This is a genomic window from Pseudomonas sp. NGC7 (assembly GCF_047159675.1).
GTDB lineage: Bacteria > Pseudomonadota > Gammaproteobacteria > Pseudomonadales > Pseudomonadaceae > Aquipseudomonas > Aquipseudomonas kermanshahensis.
Window position 1 is genome coordinate 1,188,784 of record NZ_BAAFZY010000001.1, and the last position, 15,334, is coordinate 1,204,117.

The following is a 15,334-nucleotide window of genomic DNA, read 5'->3' on the forward strand; positions in this document are numbered from 1 at the left end:
TTGCCAATGGGAGTCTCCATGAGTGCCGTCACCCGTGCCGCCGTCGAAGGCGTGCTTCGCCAGTACACCGACCCCTACCTGAACCAGGATCCGGTCAGCGCCGGCTGCGTGCGCGCCGTGGATATACGGGGCGGGCAGGTCAGTGTGCAGTTGCAACTGGGGTATGCCGCTGGGTTGTTCAAGAACGGTTGGGCCCAGGTGCTGCAGACCGCGATCGGCAACCTTGACGGCGTCAGCAGCGCCCAGGTGTCGATCGACTGCGTGGTCGCCGCGCACAAGGCCCAGGCCCAGGTGCCGGCCATGGCCAACGTCAAGAACATCATCGCCGTGGCCTCGGGCAAGGGGGGCGTCGGCAAGTCGACCACTGCTGCCAACCTGGCTTTGGCCCTGGCCCGTGAAGGCGCCCGGGTCGGCATTCTCGACGCGGATATCTATGGCCCTAGCCAGGGCGTGATGTTCGGCATCGCAGAAGGCACCCGGCCACAGATTCGCGATCAGAAGTGGTTCGTGCCGATCAAGGCGCACGGTGTAGAAGTCATGTCCATGGCGTTTCTCACCGACGACAACACGCCAATGGTGTGGCGTGGCCCGATGGTGTCGGGTGCGCTGTTGCAGTTGGTGACCCAGACCGCCTGGGATGACCTTGATTACCTGGTCATCGACATGCCGCCAGGCACCGGCGACATTCAGCTGACCCTGGCGCAGAAAGTGCCGGTGGCGGGCTCGGTGATCGTCACCACCCCGCAGGACCTCGCCCTGCTGGACGCCAAGAAGGGCGTGGAGATGTTCCGCAAGGTCAATATCCCGGTGCTGGGCGTGGTCGAGAACATGGCCGTGCACATCTGCTCCAACTGCGGCCATGCCGAGCACCTGTTCGGCGAAGGCGGCGGTGAGAAGCTGGCAGCCCAGTACGGTGTCGACCTGCTGGCCTCGCTGCCGTTGTCGATGCTGATCCGCGAACAGGCCGACAGTGGCAAGCCGACGGCAATTGCCGAGCCGGAAAGCCAGATCGCCATGGTGTATCAGGAGCTGGCCCGCCAGGTCGGTGCGCGGATCGTGCTGCAGGAAGCCGCAGCGCCGGCGATGCCGAGCATCACCATCAGCGAGGATTGACCTGAGAAACCCCCTCCTACAGGTACACCTCAGGCCTGTAGGAGCGGGTTTCCCCGTGAAGACGCCAGCACCGGTTTCAGCCAGGCATAAAAAAACCCGCCAGAAGGCGGGTTTTTTTGAAAGCTAGAAAGCTGAGATCGACTTAGGCGATCTGAACTTCTTCAGCCTGCATGCCTTTCTGGCCGCGGGTAGCGACGAAAGTAACAGCCTGGCCTTCTTTCAGGGTTTTGAAGCCGTCAGCTTGGATGGCTTTGAAGTGCACGAACAGGTCGTCACCCGACTGAGGGGTGATGAAGCCGTAGCCTTTCTCGTCGTTGAACCACTTAACAACACCGTTTTGGCGATTGGACATGTTTCTGTCTCCTTGGACAAAGTTGATTACGGTCAGGAAAAACCCTGCCCGGGACTGAGTGCAAAGAGAGCAGAAAATTCAGATATGGGCCGATCAGGATCGTGCGTCAAACTAGAGATTCTCGGTGTCACGTGCAGCACAGTGGCGTCACCTTAACCCACTTTCCGCAACCTGCCAATGGCCAGAGGCCGCTTTACTGAAATTCAGATCGGTGGCAGCTGTAGGCCCCGCCTGGCGGGGATTGTAGCAAGAATGCAGGATGGAACTTTGAAGAGGGCGCTGGGACCGGTAAGATGCGCCTCACGATTTTCACCTCGCAACTCTTCAGGACACCCCCGCCATGAGCATCAAATCGGACAAGTGGATTCGCCGCATGGCGCAGGAACACGGCATGATCGAACCGTTCGTCGAGCGCCAGGTGCGCGGCGAGCACGACAGCCGTGTCATCTCTTTCGGCGTCTCCAGCTACGGCTACGACGTACGTTGCGCCGACGAATTCAAGGTGTTCACCAACATCAACTCGGCCACCGTCGACCCGAAAAACTTCGACGCCGGCAGCTTCGTCGACGTCAAGAGCGACGTCTGCATCATCCCGCCAAACTCCTTCGCCCTGGCCCGCACCGTGGAGTATTTCCGCATTCCACGCAACGTGCTGACCATTTGCCTGGGCAAAAGCACCTATGCGCGCTGCGGCATCATCGTCAACGTCACCCCGCTTGAACCCGAGTGGGAAGGCCACGTGACCCTGGAATTCTCCAACACCACCACCTTGCCGGCAAAAATCTATGCCAACGAGGGTGTGGCGCAGATGCTTTTCCTCGAGTCCGACGAAGAGTGCGAAGTGTCCTACAAGGACCGCGGCGGCAAGTACCAGGGCCAGCGCGGCGTCACCCTGCCACGCACCTGAGCCGACGAGCGCGGGGAATTCCCCGCGCATTTGGTACTCCAACGAGTAACTTGCCGATGTGCACGATGCGTGTCGGCTCTCGTCAGGAGCTGCCAATGAAACTCCATCCCGCAATCAGTGCCAAGCTGGCTGGCCTGCAGCCTAACCAGGTCGGTATGTTGCCATGGTCACTGCTGGCGCATCCGCTGCCAATGCAGGCAGGCGGCGTGCCTCACCAGCCTGATCCCGATACCCCACAACCGCCGCAGCCGGGTGAAACGCAGCCCATGGAGCCCGGTGAGCCGACCTTGCCCGACGAACCACCTCCCGCGCCCGTCGCCTGAGTGGGCGCTGCTTTAGAGCGCCCATACCCGCCCGGCGCCGGCCAAAAACACGCGGTTTTCGGCGTCGGGTTGCACGCGCCAGCCACCGGTGAATTCACCGAAGGCCGGTAGCAAGCTGATCGCGTCACCCATCAGGAAGCAGGGCAGGCGCAGACGTTGTCTGGCCCGCCCTTGCAACACGAACACCGGGTGGACGTGGCCCGCCAGCACCGGGTGCTGGGGGTGAGCGACAGGCTCGTGCTGCAAGGCGAAAGGTGCCAATAGCCATGGCTCTTCGACCACCTCGATGTCCAGCGAATGCGGTGGGTCGCCCGCGTGGCGATCATGGTTGCCAAGCACCAGCACGATGCGCAGTCCGGCATGCCGTTCCCGCCATGTTTGCAGCTTGGCCAGCGTTGCCGGTGCGCGCGCGGTTTTGGCATGCAGGAAATCGCCCAAAATGATCAGCATCTGGCACTCATGGCTTGTCAGCAGTTGGTCTAGGCGCGCCAAGGTGGCCTCGGTTGTGCCCCGCGGCACGGGCTGATGCAGGGCGCGATAGCTGGCAGCTTTGCCAATATGCACATCCGCTACCAGCAGGGCCCGGCGGGCAGGCCAGTACAGCGCTTTGTCCGGCAGTAACCACAGGGTTTCGCCGCAGTGCTCGATGGCCAGGTGATCATTCATGCGTTGTTACCCGCCACTTTTTCCAGGTCTGCCACCATCCGCGCAATGCGGTCTGCGAGTTTTTCTGTGCTCAAGGTTTCGCGCATGCCTTCCACCAGCAGGGTAAAGGCCAGTGGCCCTGGGCGGCGTAATTCACGCAGGTCCAGCTGCAGTTGGCCCAGCTTCGCCAACTGCCGGTGCAACCGCTCGATTTCCAGTTCTTCGCGCAATACTTCGTCCCGTGCCTGGCCCAGCAGCAGGTTGTCGGCATCGTGCTTGCGAAACACCTCGTAGAACAGCCCGCTCGACGCCTGGATCTGCCGGGTGCTCTTTTGCGCCGCCGGGTAGCCGCCAAACACCAGGCCGGCGATCTGGGCGATCTCGCGAAAGCGCCTTAGCGCCATCTCGCCTGCATTCAGGCTGGCCAGTACATCCTCCAGCAGGTGCTCGGTCGAGAGCGCGCTGGGCAAATGCCTGGCCCAGTCCACGGCGCTTGGGCTGAGCAACTCAAAGCCATAGTCACTGACCGCAATTGAGACCGAAAGCGGTTGCACCTGGCTGACCCGCCAGGCAATCAGGTTGGCCAAGCCGAGGTTGGCCATGCGCCCGGCGAACGGGTACAGAAAAAGGTGCGAGCCTTGGCGAGATTTTAACGTTTCGGCCAGCAGCGTGCGGGTAGTCGGCAGTGCAGACCAGCTTGCCTGCAAGGCCAGCAATGGGCGCACGGCGCGCATTTCCGGGCCTTCGTAACGCTGGTGGGCGGCGGCATCGAGTTGCTCGACCAGGGCATCGGCCAGTTCGCTGGACAGCGGCATGCGCCCGCCATTCCAGCGGGCCACAGCGGCCTTGCGCGAGGTGCTGCGGCGGACGTAAGCGGTCATGTTCTCGACGCGCACCAGTTCCAGCACGCGCCCTGCGAAGACCAGGCTATCACCGGGCCGCAGGCGGGCGATGAACGCTTCCTCGACACTGCCCAGCGACTTGCCACCGCCGCCTTTGCTCCAGTACTTGAGCTGCAGGCTGGCCTCGCTGACGATGGTGCCGATGCCCATGCGGTGGCGCCGTGCCAGGCGCTCGCTGGCAACCCGCCAGACCCCGTCGGCGTGGGGTTCGACACGTTGGTAGTCAGGGTAGGCGCTGAGCGAGTTGCCGCCGTGGCAGACGAAGTCCAGCGCCCACTGCCACTGGCTGTCGCGCAACGCGCGGAAGGCCCAGGTGCTGCGTACCTCGGCCAGCAACTGCTCGGGGCGAAAGCCACTGCCCAAGGCCATGCTGACCAGGTGTTGCACCAGCACATCCATGCACAGCTGTGGTGAGCGCCGGGCCTCGATCTGCCCGGCGAGCAGGGCATGCCGGGCCGCAGCGGCCTCCACCAATTCCAGGCTGTGGGTGGGCACCAAGGTTACCCGCGAGGGGCGCCCCGGTGCGTGCCCGGAGCGACCGGCGCGCTGCATCAGGCGGGCGATGCCTTTGGCCGAGCCGATCTGCAGCACCCGCTCCACGGGCAGGAAATCCACGCCCAGGTCCAGGCTGGAGGTGCAGATGACGGCTTTAAGCGTCCCTTGCTTCAAGTTTCGCTCGACCCAGTCGCGGGTGTCGCGGGACAACGAAGCGTGGTGCAGGGCGATCAGGCCGGCCCAGTCGGGGCGTGCCTCGAGCAGCGCCTGGTACCACAGTTCGGCCTGCGCGCGGGTGTTGGTGAAGACCAGGCTGCTGGCGCTGCTGTCGAGCTCCCGGCTGACCTGATCGAGCATCTTCAAGCCCATGTGTCCTGCCCAGGGGAACCGCTCGATCGCGTCGGGCAGCAGGGTATCGACCTGCAGTTGCTTGTCTTGCCGGCCTTGCACCAGCAACCCATCGCCTGGCAACAGCACGTCGCGTGCGTGCTGCAGGTTGCCGAGGGTGGCCGAGAGGCCCCAGGTCAGCAGCGGCGGGTGCCAGTGGCGCAGGCGTGCCAGGGCCAGTTGCAATTGCACGCCACGCTTGTTACCCAGCAGCTCATGCCATTCATCCACCACCACCAGGCGCAGGTTGGCGAAGTCGTCACGGGCCTGTGCCCGGGTCAGCAGCAGGGTCAGGCTCTCGGGGGTAGTAATCAACACGCTGGGCAGGCGCCGGGCTTGTCGCGCGCGTTCGGCGCTGCCAGTGTCGCCACTGCGCACGCCCACGCTCCAGTTCAGGCCCAGCTCATCGAGCGGCGCTTGCAAGGCACGCGCGGTGTCGGCGGCCAAGGCGCGCATGGGCGTCACCCACAGCACCTGCAAGGGGGCCGGCTGGCGGGCTGAGCTGGCAACGGCGAACGCGCGCAGGGCCGCCAGCCAGACGGCGTAGGTTTTGCCGGCGCCGGTACTGGCGTGCAACAGCCCGGACTCGCCGCGTTCGACGGCCGCCCAGACACGGCGCTGAAAGGCGAAGGGTTTCCAGCCGCGCAGGGCGAACCAGGCGGTGGCGAGGTCGGTGGAGGCGGCCATGGGGCGGGTGATCCTTCGAAGGCTGTGCTTCTACTGACCGCCCGCCAGGGGCATTGGTTTTACCGGATCAGTTCCCCAGCAGGTAGCCGCTGCGGCACACCTGCTCGCCCGCCACATGGGCGATGACCATGCCTGCCGTCGCCATGCGGCGCACGCTACGGGCGTACAGCAGGCCGGGTTGGCTGTTGCGCACCGCAGTCACCCGGTCGTTGAGCGGGTCGATGACTTCGGCGATCAACTGGTCGGCTTGCAGGTGCTGGCCTGGGCGCGCGTGGTACACCAGCAAACCGCCAAGCGGCGTCGACACGGGCTCTACGGCCGCCAGGGGCGTGGCCGCGCGGGGCAGTGGAGGAAGGGGGGCGCAGGTGCCTTCGATGACGCCGTTGTGGGTCAGGAAGTCGAGGATCGCCTGGCAGTCTTTGCCGGCCAGGTCATGGCTCACATCCGCCTGGCCGCGCAATTCGACAGTGACCGAGCAACAGCCCAGCGGAATCGGGAAGCGCTTGCCAAAGCGTTGCTGCAACTGCCACCAGACCAGGCTGAAGCATTCATCGAACGATTGGCCGCCTGAGTCAGTGGCCAGCAGGCTCGCCTGGGCGCCCAGGTAGCGGGCCAGTGGCTCGATCTGTGGCCAGGCATCGGGCGTCGTGTACAGGTGCTCGACGGCTTCGAAGTCGCAGTGCAGGTCGAGTATCAGGTCGGCGTCGCAAGCCAGGCGTTGCAAGATCAGGCGTTGGGCCTGGAGTGGGGTGCGTGCGGGGTGGGCGTCCAGCCCGCGGCGCAGGTATTCGCGGATCAAGGCGACGTTGTGTGCGGCGTCCTGGGTCAGGTGCTCTTCGATCTGATCGCCGATCGAATCGGACAGGTCGACGAAGTTGCGATTGAAATTCTCGCCACTCTGCAGTTCGAAGCGCCCCAACGGGGCGTCCAGCAGCACCTGTTCGAGACCGACCGGGTTGGCCACCGGCACCAGGATGATTTCCCGCTGCAGACGGCCCTGTTGTTCCAGCTCGGCCAGCCTGCGCTTGAGGTGCCAGGCCACCAGCATGCCGGGCAGTTCGTCGGCATGCAGCGAGGCCTGGATGTACACCTTGCCGCCACCGCGTGGGCCAAAGTGAAAGCTGTGCAGTTGGCGTGAAATGCCCGGTACGGGAGAAAGCAGGTCGTGGGTCGAATGGTGCATGGTAGTCCTGGCTACGTGGCGAATACGGTCTGCGACACGGGTCGGCACAAAGATAGAAGCATAATTTTTGCGTCTGCGCCTGTGCGAATTAGGCACTGTCAGATCAGCAGCGCCTGCAGTGTCGCGAGGTCGTCGGCTTCTTCGACCGGTTTGTCCAGGCGCCAGCGCAGCATGCGTGGAAAGCGCACGGCGATGCCGCTTTTATGGCGTTTGGACAGGGCAATGCCTTCGAAACCCAGTTCGAACACTAAGGTCGGGGTCACGCTGCGCACCGGGCCGAACGTTTCCAGTGTGGTTTTGCGGATGATCGCGTCAACCTTGCGCATCTCTTCGTCGCTCAGCCCTGAGTACGCCTTGGCGAAGGGCACCAAAGCTCGCCCGGCCGTGCCGGGGGGCGCGTCCCAGACGGCGAAGGTGTAGTCGCTGTAGAGGCTGGCGCGGCGGCCGTGGCCACGCTGGGCGTAGATCAACACGGCATCGACGCTGAACGGGTCGATTTTCCACTTCCACCAGGTGCCCATGTCTTTGGTGCGACCCACGCCATACAAGGCCTCGCGCTGCTTGAGCATCAGGCCTTCCACGCCCAGGCTGCGCGACTGCTCGCGCTGTTCGGCCAGCTCGGCCCAGGTTTGCCCTTCGAGCAAGGGCGACAGCAGCACAGGCGCTAGCGGGTAATCTGCCACCAGGCGTTGCAACTGTTGACGACGTACGTGCTGCGCCTGGTTGCGCCAATCCTCGCCCTGCCATTCCAGCAGGTCATAGGCCTGCAGCACCACGGGCGCGTCGGCCAGCAGCTTCTTGCCCAGGGTCTTGCGGCCCAGGCGTTGTTGCAACAGGGCGAAGGGTTGCACGGCCAGGGCATCGTCCGTGGCCCCTGGTTTCCACACCAGGATCTCGCCATCGAGCACAACACCGTCCGGCAGTGTTTGCGCCAGGCTGTGCAGCTCGGGGAAGCGATCGGTGACGAGCTCTTCGCCACGCGACCAGACCCACAGCTGGCCGTCGCGCTTGACCACCTGTGCGCGGATGCCATCCCACTTCCATTCGATCTGCCAGTCGCTCGGCGGGCCGAGTTGCGCATCAAATTGCTCGACGGGCGCCTGCAGCGGGTGGGCCAGAAAAAAAGGATAGGGCTGACCGCCACGCTGGCGGTGTTCATCCGCCGACTCGGCAGCGATCAACTGCTGGTAACTGGCGGCGGTAGGGCGGTGGCTGATGTCGGTGTAGCCGACCAGGCGCTGGGCCACGCGCTTGGCGTCCAGGCCGGCCAGTTGCGCCAGGGCGCGGGTGACCAATAGCTTGGACACGCCGACGCGAAAGCTGCCGGTGATCAGCTTCAGGCACAGCATCAGGCTTGGCCGGTCGAGCTGCGCCCAGAGCGGCGGCAGGCGCTGGCGGATCACGTCGGGCGGCAGGCCACGAAGGGGCAGCAGGTGTGTCTCGACCCAGTGGGCCAACCCCTCGTCGCTGCCATGGCTGTTCTCGGGCAGCAGCAACGAGATCGTTTCGGCCAGGTCGCCCACGGCTTGATAGCTCTCTTCGAACAGCCATTCAGGCAGTTCTGCCAGCTCAGTCGCCAGTTCGCGCAGCACACGGGTTGGCACCAGTTGCCGCGGGCGGCCGCCGGCGAGGAAGTACACGGCCCAGGCCGCATCCTCTGCAGGCGCCTGGGCAAAGTAGTCGCGCAAGGCGTCGAGCTTGGCGTTGCTGGAGGTGGTCGCGTCCAGGCGCAGGTACAGTGCGGCGAAGGCTTTCATGCCTCGGGCTCCGAGGTCGCGGGCTCGTCTTCGTCGCCGTATTCGGTGGCGAAGGCGCGAGCATCCAGGCCCTGTTCGTTCAAGTAGCGCACCAGCACGTTAACCGAGCCATGGGTGACCATCACGCGCTCAGCGCCGGTCTGGCCAATGGCCCACAGCAGGCCCGGCCAGTCGGCGTGGTCCGACAGTACGAAGCCGCGGTCGACGCCACGCCGCCGGCGTGTGCCGCGCAACAGCATCCAGCCGCTGGCGAAGGCATCGCTGTAATCGCCGAAGCGCCGCATCCAGCTACTGCCCCCGGCAGAGGGCGGGGCCAGGACCAAGGCTTGGCGCATTAATGGGTCGTTGCGCGGGATGTCGCCGGCATAGCGGGTTTCCGGCAGGTGCACGCCAGCTTCGCGGTACACCCGGTTCAACGGCTCGACCGCGCCGTGTACCAGAATCGGCCCGATGCTCGCGTCCAGCCCGTGGAGAATGCGCTGCGCTTTGCCGAAGGCGTAGCAGAACAACACGCTGGCCTTGCCCTGTGCGCAATTGGCGCGCCACCAGGCGTTGATACCGGCGAACACCTGAGGCTGGCGGGGCCAGCGGTAGATAGGCAGGCCGAAGGTCGACTCGGTGATGAAGGTGTGGCAACGCACTGGCTCGAACGGGGCGCAGGTGCCATCGGGTTCGACTTTGTAGTCGCCCGAAGCGACCCAAACCTGGCCTTGGTATTCCAGGCGTACTTGCGCCGAGCCCAGCACATGGCCGGCGGGGTGCAAGCTTAGGGTGACACCGTGGTGGAGGATGCGCTCGCCGTAGGCCAAGGTTTGCAGGTTGATGTCCTGGCCCAGTCGGCTGCGCAGGATGCCCGCGCCGGGCGCGGCGGTCAGGTAGTGATTATTGCCGGTGCGGGCGTGGTCGCCGTGGCCGTGGGTGATGATGGCACGGTCCACCGGCCGCCAGGGGTCGATGTAGAAATCACCGGGCGGGCAGTACAGGCCTTCGGGGCGGGCGATAACGAGGTCCATGGCACGGGCGCCGGTGGTGGGTTACCAGTTAGGAGCGCGGTGGGCGATGGGAAGTTCGAGTGAGTTCGTCGTGGGGGTTGTGGCGCCTGTGAAATCGAGCGCCGCGCGGGCGGCGCTCGATCTCACAGGCGCTATAGGGAGGCGTCATGCACTCACGGCATCACACCATCCCCTTTACCGACCCGGCACCAAGGTCAGCCGCTGGCTCCCATAGGCCCGCCCAAAGTTCTGCGGTTGCAGCGGCAGGCTCATGAAACGCCCCTTGAACCAGGTATCCAACCCGTCGCTGTAGTGCGGGCTTGCCGCGTTGCCGGACTGGCCACTGCTGGTCAGCACCTGCAACGGTTCGGCCTGGCCGAAATCGACGACCATGCGTGCCGACGCTGGCAGGCGGGTGTCGAAGTCACTGCCCCAGGCGTAGGGGGTGAGGGCCAGGGTACTGAAGTCGCCGCCGGCAGCCAGCGGTGAACGGCTGAGGGCATCACCCAGGCCATGGTAGGCCGGTGCCGGCCAGCGGTACTGGTGCAGCTTGCCCCACTGCCAAGCGCGGCGGTCGGCGCCGAGTTGCGCAGTGCCGGCATCCACCGCAGCGGCCAGGCTGCGGGCGAGAATCACCGGTTTGTCTTCTTTCTGCGGGGTGCTGCGGTCATCCCAGAACGGGCTGTCCTCGCGGCCCAGCAGGTGGTCGGCCTGTGCCGAGTAGGAGAGCCGCGCATTGCTGACGAAGGCCTGCCAGGCAGGGCTGGATTCTGGCCCGAGGTCGTCGAGGAAGGTTTCGCGGGCGAAGGCCTGAAGGAACAGCTCGTACAGCGCGGCATCTGCCGACACCGGGCTCAGCCGGCCATCGAATGCCTTGAGCCGGGCCAAGGCGTCGCGGGCCTTGTCACGCTGTGCAGGTGGCAGGGCATCGATGGCTTGCTTGAGCGGTTGAGCCATACCCGGTGCGTCGAACATCTGCTTGAGCTTGTCGGCCAGCAGGGTGACTTGATCGTTTTGCAGGGCCATCAGGCTGCGGCTGTCGTGACGGCCGTTGCCTGCCAACTGAGCCAGGCGCTCGGCGCGCTCGGGGTAGTACCAGGTGTTGGATAACTGCATGCCGTAGCCGCGCGGCAGGCTGCGCTGGTTGGCGTGGCCGATCCAGCCAGCCGGCGGGTCCTGATCGTAAGGGTGCAGCATCGGGTCAGCGTAGCCGTCCCAGTCGTAACGGCCGTCCCAGCCGGGCGAAGGCAGCAGGCCCTGGCCTTCGCGGCGGTTAGGGTAGCGCCCGCTGACTTGCCAGCCGATGTGCTCTGGCTCGGCGAAGACGAAGTTGAGCGCCGCGGCGGCGACTTCGCGGGTGCTGTCGAATGCCCGTTCGACGGTCTTGGCGCGGGTCAGGTCGAACAGCGCGTCGAGGCTGCGGTCGCCCTTGAATTGAGGCAGGTTCAGGGCCAGGCCCAGGCTGGCGCTTGCCGGCTGGGCAAGGAGGGTGCCGTGGCGCGTGTCGTACATGACCTCGCGCAGCGGGCGTTGACCACGCACGAAGAAGGTTTCGCTGCGTGCCCGTGCTGGCAGCCATTTGCCGTCGGCCAGGTAGCTCAGTTGGTTGCCTTGGCGGCGCAGTTGCTCCAGGTACAGGTCCTGGTTGTCGGCCATCACGGCGCTGCTGCTCCAGGCGATCTTGCCGTTGTAGCCGGCCAGCACAATCGGCAGGCCCGGCAGCGACAGGCCGGCGACCTGGTACTTGCCAGTGTGGATCTGCACCGGGCTTAGCGCCCAGGCGGCCTGGCTGTCGCTGGCCAGCAGGCTCTTGCCGCTGCGGCTGCGTTGGCCTGCCAAGGCCAGGTTGGCCGAGCCTGGGCTGCCGAGCAGGTCGAAGTCGGCGAGCTTTTGGCTGGCTGCCGCCAGGGCGGGCAAGCCGGGTAGCTGGCTGGCGAGGTTGAGGCCCTTGAGCTTTTCCACTTCGCTGTCGGCCAACGGTTCGTCCGGTGCGCCGGGCAGCAGCCAGGCCAGCTTGTCGCTGCCGACCTTCTGCGCCAGGGTCAGGGCGCTGAGTTCTTCTTGCAGGTTCACCGATTGGCTGAAGGCGTACAGGCTGAAGATCAGCGCCGAGTCTTCTGGCTTCCAGTACTCAGGGCGATGGCCGCTGCTGGCCAGGCTGGCGGGCAGCTTGTCGCGGTAGCGGAACAGGTAGGCGTTGACGCCGCGGGCGTAGACCTCGAAGAAGCGCTTGAGCCGTGGCGAGGCGTCGGCGTATTGCTGGGCGGCGCTTTGCTTGAGGTTGGCGGCGCGCATCAGGCGGTCGATGTCGAGGGCATCGCTGCCGGCAAGTTCGGCGAGGCGGCCTTGGGCGAGCAGGCGCATGGCGACCATCTGCTCGATGCGATCCCCGGCGTGTACGTAACCGAGGCTGAACAGCGCGTCATGGAAGTTGCCGCTCTCGATCAACGGCGCGCCCATGGCATTGCGCCGTACCGAGACGTTTTGTGCCAGGCCTTTAAGCGGCTGTACGCCGGTGGTCGGTGGCACGCTGTCCTGGTAGCCGCCCATCTGGCAACCGGCGAGTCCAAGCATGCCGAGCAGCGTGGCAGCGGTCGTGAACCGCGGGCGGAAGGGAGGAAAGGCGGGGGCGGCCATGACAAGGCTCCTGCAAGGCGTGGCGGGGGTTTGGAAGGCGCTAAGGTAGTGAGCACGCAGGCGCGGTGCAAGGTGCTGAGGCGGTTTATTTACGAATGGTATGTGGGAGGGGCGTGCAGGTGTAGGGCTTTAGTGAAGTGGTGTTCTCGAGATCGAGCGCCGCCCGCGCGGCGCATCGCGAGCAACGCTCGCTCCTACGTTTGTTTCGGGCCAATTTTTCCTGTGGCATTGGCGCGCGGTCCCTTGGCGCCTGACACGATATCGAGTCGAACAAACAAGGCGGTCGCGCGCCTCTCTCACAGGCTTTACTGGCCCGAAACAAACGTAGGAGCGAGCGTTGCTCGCGATGCGCCGCGCGGGCGGCGCTCGATCTTGAGAGCATCACATCACTCAAGCCCTACACCCAGGCCCTCAGCACAACGTGCCGATCAAGCGCCGTGGCACTTCTTGAACTTCTTCTCGCTGCCGCAAGGGCAAGGATCGTTGCGGCCAACGTCCTTCAGGGCGTTACGAACAGGTTCCTGATGGCCGTGGTTGCAGTGCGGGCCGTGCACATGGCCGTGGTCGTGATCGTGGTGGTGATCATGATCGTGGTTGCAGTCAGGGCCATGAACATGAGGTTGCTGGGTCATTGCAAAGTTACTCCGGTATGAAATCACCGGGGATTATCTCACCACTGCGCGACAAGTGCAGGTCCCGGTGAAACAGCAACCCGGTGGCCAGCTCGCCCTGCAAGGTGTAATGCAGCGGTTGCTCGCTTTTAAGCAGCTTGGCCAGCGGCTTCAGGTGCTGCCACAGGTTGGTCCGCGCGGTGATCTTGAAGGTGCGCCGGGCATGGCCGCCGACGCTGCGCCACACACTGGTCTCATCCTGCACCAGCAACAGGTCGTTGAGCCGTATCGAATACGCCAGGCTGCGGATGAACAAGCGGCTGTCATTTGGGTTGTCGACGCGCAGGTGCAGCACGAACTCCTGCTCAAGTAGCCTGGCCTTGACCGTTTCGACCCTGACCAGGTGCACCTCAGGTTCGCGCCAGTCGTCGCCGCCCCAGCTGACGCAGCCCGCGAGCAGTGCCAGCAGGGCGCCGAGCAGCAGTACGCGGGCCTGGGCGATCATGCTCAGCTGGCCACGTAACTGGCACAGCATTTCTTGAACTTCTGACCGCTGGCGCAAGGGCAAGGATCGTTGCGCCCGGCCTTCAGCCCAACCGTGGGGTCGATGAAGTACCAGCGCCCCTCATGCTGGACGAACGCCGAGCGCTCGCGGTGCTGGTGATCGCCGTCCTCATCGTGCCAGCGCGCGGTGAAGGTGACAAAACCGTGCTCGGGTTGGCCACCCAGCACCTCGGCGCTTTCCACCTCCAGCCCCAACCAGGTGCTTTGGGCGCTCCAACTGGCCATGGCGCCGCGGTCCAGCGCCGCTTGCTGGGCCGGCAGGGTGGTGCTCACCAGGTAGTCGATCAGGCCCAGCACGTAAGCGCTGTAGCGCGAGCGCATCAGCGTCTGGGCATCCGGCGCCGGGGTTCCGGCATGGTAGTGCCCGCAGCAGGCGTCGAGCAGGTTGCCACTGCCGCAAGGGCAGACCGAGACACTCATCATCACCACCAGTACTTTCCAAAATTTTCAGGGTTGGCCCAGAATCGCGCATTGAGCCAGTCCGGGACTTGCTTGTAGTCATGTAGATCATAGGTGAAGAGGCTCAACACCTGCCCTTCACGACGGAATTTTTCGCTGGCAGACAAGGCCAGGGCGAAAAAGTCGGTGTCTTGCCAACCGCAGGCCGAGAGGTCGGCCAGCACCGCAACCCGGCTGGCATTAAGGTTACGGATGCCGCCCAGCAGTTCCAGGCCGGTACGCTTGGGCAGGTGCTCCAGGCAGTCCACCAGCACCGCCAAGTCGAAGCGTTGACTGGCAAGGTCTGCCGGCAATGGGCCGGGTGCAGTCGTTGCGATGGCCACCTGCGGGTGTGCCTCGGCAAAGGCGTCCAGTGCGGGGAAGCGCGTGCCTACCAGCAACAGGCGTTGAGGGGTAAAACGCTCGAGCAGGGCCGCCAAGGCCTGCTGGGGCGTGCGCTGGGAAAAACCGTCGGTCATTGCCAATCCTCGTTCAAGTCATCCAAGACTAACGGGCCGCAGCGCCTGGGCAAAGCGGCATGTGACCGCGTCGTGGCTTATTGCTGGCAGGGATGGATTGCGCGGTCTTTACTCCCAGAGATCGGCCTTATGCCGATTCCCCTAGGAGAAGCAACGAAAATGAGCATAGTACGCACAGCGATACCCCTGGTACTGCTCACCAGTGTGTTGACTGGTTGTGCAGGTTTGCAAAAAACCGACTGGCCGAAGTGTGCTGCCGTCGGGGGCGTAGGCGGCGCCGCCTTGGGTGCCATCGAGAGTTCCAGCTGGGCTGGCTGGGGCGCGTTGTTGGGCGGTGGCCTGGCGGCGGGCTATTGCTGGGCCCATGGCGATGGCGACGAGGATGGTGACGGCGTGCCGGACAGCCGTGACAAGTGCCCCGGCACCCCACGCGGTGTGCAGGTCGATGCCAATGGCTGCCCGCCAGAACCGGTCGCGGTGGTCGAGGAAGTCGTGGTGCAGAAGGAAGAAGTCATCGTCATCCGCGATGTGCACTTCGAGTTCGACTCTGCGCGTCTGACCGCCAAGGATAAAGAGCGGCTGAACACCATCGCCACCCGCCTCAAACAGGAAGCACCGAGTGCCCGCCTGAGTGTCAGCGGCCATACCGACAGCGTGGGCTCTGACACCTATAACCAGAAACTGTCCGAGCGCCGTGCCCATTCGGTGACCGATTACCTGGTCGAGAGCGGTGTGCCGCGCAGCAGCTTCGTCTCGATAGTGGGTGCCGGGGAAACCCAGCCAGTGGCTGACAACGCCACGGCCGATGGGCGCGCCATGAACCGTCGCACCGAGATCAAGATCCAGCGGTGACGGCCAGCAC

At 64.8% G+C, this 15,334-nt stretch carries 15 protein-coding genes; 4 read left to right on the forward strand and 11 right to left on the reverse strand.

The features are described from left to right. The first annotated feature begins 18 nt into the window (after positions 1 to 18). Entirely contained in the window at positions 19 to 1,113 is a 1,095-nt protein-coding gene (apbC, locus tag ACMCNM_RS05385) for an iron-sulfur cluster carrier protein ApbC (protein ID WP_412764054.1), read from the forward strand. 142 nt (positions 1,114 to 1,255) lie between these two features. Here apbC and ACMCNM_RS05390 read toward each other — a convergent pair whose 3' ends face one another. Beyond that, positions 1,256 to 1,465, reverse strand: coding sequence for a cold-shock protein (locus ACMCNM_RS05390; protein ID WP_027594207.1), 210 nt, complete (start codon positions 1,463 to 1,465; stop codon positions 1,256 to 1,258). A gap of 340 nt (positions 1,466 to 1,805) precedes the next feature. Here ACMCNM_RS05390 and dcd point away from each other — a divergent pair, with 340 nt between their 5' ends. Continuing rightward, the gene (gene dcd / locus ACMCNM_RS05395) at positions 1,806 to 2,372 is read left to right on the forward strand and encodes a dCTP deaminase (RefSeq protein ID WP_012313046.1); all 567 of its coding nucleotides are present in this window, start codon (positions 1,806 to 1,808) and stop codon (positions 2,370 to 2,372) included. A 95-nt stretch (positions 2,373 to 2,467) separates the two neighbouring features. Next, a complete protein-coding gene (locus ACMCNM_RS05400; protein ID WP_099455137.1) occupies positions 2,468 to 2,695 on the forward strand; it encodes a hypothetical protein in 228 nt (75 codons plus the stop codon). A gap of 12 nt (positions 2,696 to 2,707) precedes the next feature. On the opposite strand, the gene pdeM is transcribed toward ACMCNM_RS05400, so the two are convergent. The 10 genes from pdeM to ACMCNM_RS05450 all read right to left on the reverse strand — a co-directional run bounded on the left by pdeM (position 2,708) and on the right by ACMCNM_RS05450 (position 14,472). Beyond that, the gene (pdeM, locus tag ACMCNM_RS05405; RefSeq protein WP_027594209.1) at positions 2,708 to 3,361 is read right to left on the reverse strand and encodes a ligase-associated DNA damage response endonuclease PdeM; all 654 of its coding nucleotides are present in this window, start codon (positions 3,359 to 3,361) and stop codon (positions 2,708 to 2,710) included. Further along, the gene (locus tag ACMCNM_RS05410) at positions 3,358 to 5,811 is read right to left on the reverse strand and encodes a ligase-associated DNA damage response DEXH box helicase (RefSeq protein WP_412764055.1); all 2,454 of its coding nucleotides are present in this window, start codon (positions 5,809 to 5,811) and stop codon (positions 3,358 to 3,360) included. The genes pdeM and ACMCNM_RS05410 overlap by 4 nt, the downstream gene beginning before the upstream one ends. A gap of 67 nt (positions 5,812 to 5,878) precedes the next feature. Further along, entirely contained in the window at positions 5,879 to 6,994 is a 1,116-nt protein-coding gene (locus ACMCNM_RS05415; protein ID WP_027594211.1) for a succinylglutamate desuccinylase/aspartoacylase family protein, read from the reverse strand. 98 nt (positions 6,995 to 7,092) lie between these two features. Further along, positions 7,093 to 8,751 (reverse strand): ATP-dependent DNA ligase, encoded by a 1,659-nt coding sequence (locus tag ACMCNM_RS05420; RefSeq protein WP_412764056.1) that lies wholly within the window; start codon positions 8,749 to 8,751, stop codon positions 7,093 to 7,095. Beyond that, positions 8,748 to 9,764 carry a ligase-associated DNA damage response exonuclease gene (locus ACMCNM_RS05425; RefSeq protein WP_027594213.1) on the reverse strand — a complete coding sequence of 339 codons (1,017 nt, stop codon included), beginning with the start codon at positions 9,762 to 9,764 and terminating at the stop codon, positions 8,748 to 8,750. Before ACMCNM_RS05425 ends, ACMCNM_RS05420 begins: the two co-directional genes overlap by 4 nt. Positions 9,765 to 9,938: 174 nt before the next feature. Beyond that, positions 9,939 to 12,380, reverse strand: a complete 2,442-nt coding sequence (locus ACMCNM_RS05430) for a penicillin acylase family protein (protein ID WP_412764057.1) — start codon at positions 12,378 to 12,380, stop codon at positions 9,939 to 9,941. A gap of 428 nt (positions 12,381 to 12,808) precedes the next feature. Continuing rightward, positions 12,809 to 13,012, reverse strand: a complete 204-nt coding sequence (locus ACMCNM_RS05435) for an SEC-C metal-binding domain-containing protein (protein WP_033694179.1) — start codon at positions 13,010 to 13,012, stop codon at positions 12,809 to 12,811. A 7-nt stretch (positions 13,013 to 13,019) separates the two neighbouring features. Continuing rightward, positions 13,020 to 13,496, reverse strand: a complete 477-nt coding sequence (locus ACMCNM_RS05440) for an LEA type 2 family protein (protein WP_186682779.1) — start codon at positions 13,494 to 13,496, stop codon at positions 13,020 to 13,022. A gap of 2 nt (positions 13,497 to 13,498) precedes the next feature. Next, on the reverse strand, positions 13,499 to 13,975 hold the full coding sequence (locus ACMCNM_RS05445; protein ID WP_027594220.1) for a YchJ family protein: 477 nt from the start codon (positions 13,973 to 13,975) through the stop codon (positions 13,499 to 13,501). A gap of 2 nt (positions 13,976 to 13,977) precedes the next feature. Then, positions 13,978 to 14,472 (reverse strand): DUF6231 family protein, encoded by a 495-nt coding sequence (locus ACMCNM_RS05450; RefSeq protein ID WP_264311890.1) that lies wholly within the window; start codon positions 14,470 to 14,472, stop codon positions 13,978 to 13,980. Between the two features lie 159 nt (positions 14,473 to 14,631). On the opposite strand from ACMCNM_RS05450, the gene ACMCNM_RS05455 reads away from it, so the two are divergent. Then, the gene (locus ACMCNM_RS05455) at positions 14,632 to 15,324 is read left to right on the forward strand and encodes an OmpA family protein (RefSeq protein WP_027594222.1); all 693 of its coding nucleotides are present in this window, start codon (positions 14,632 to 14,634) and stop codon (positions 15,322 to 15,324) included. Positions 15,325 to 15,334 lie beyond the last annotated feature (10 nt).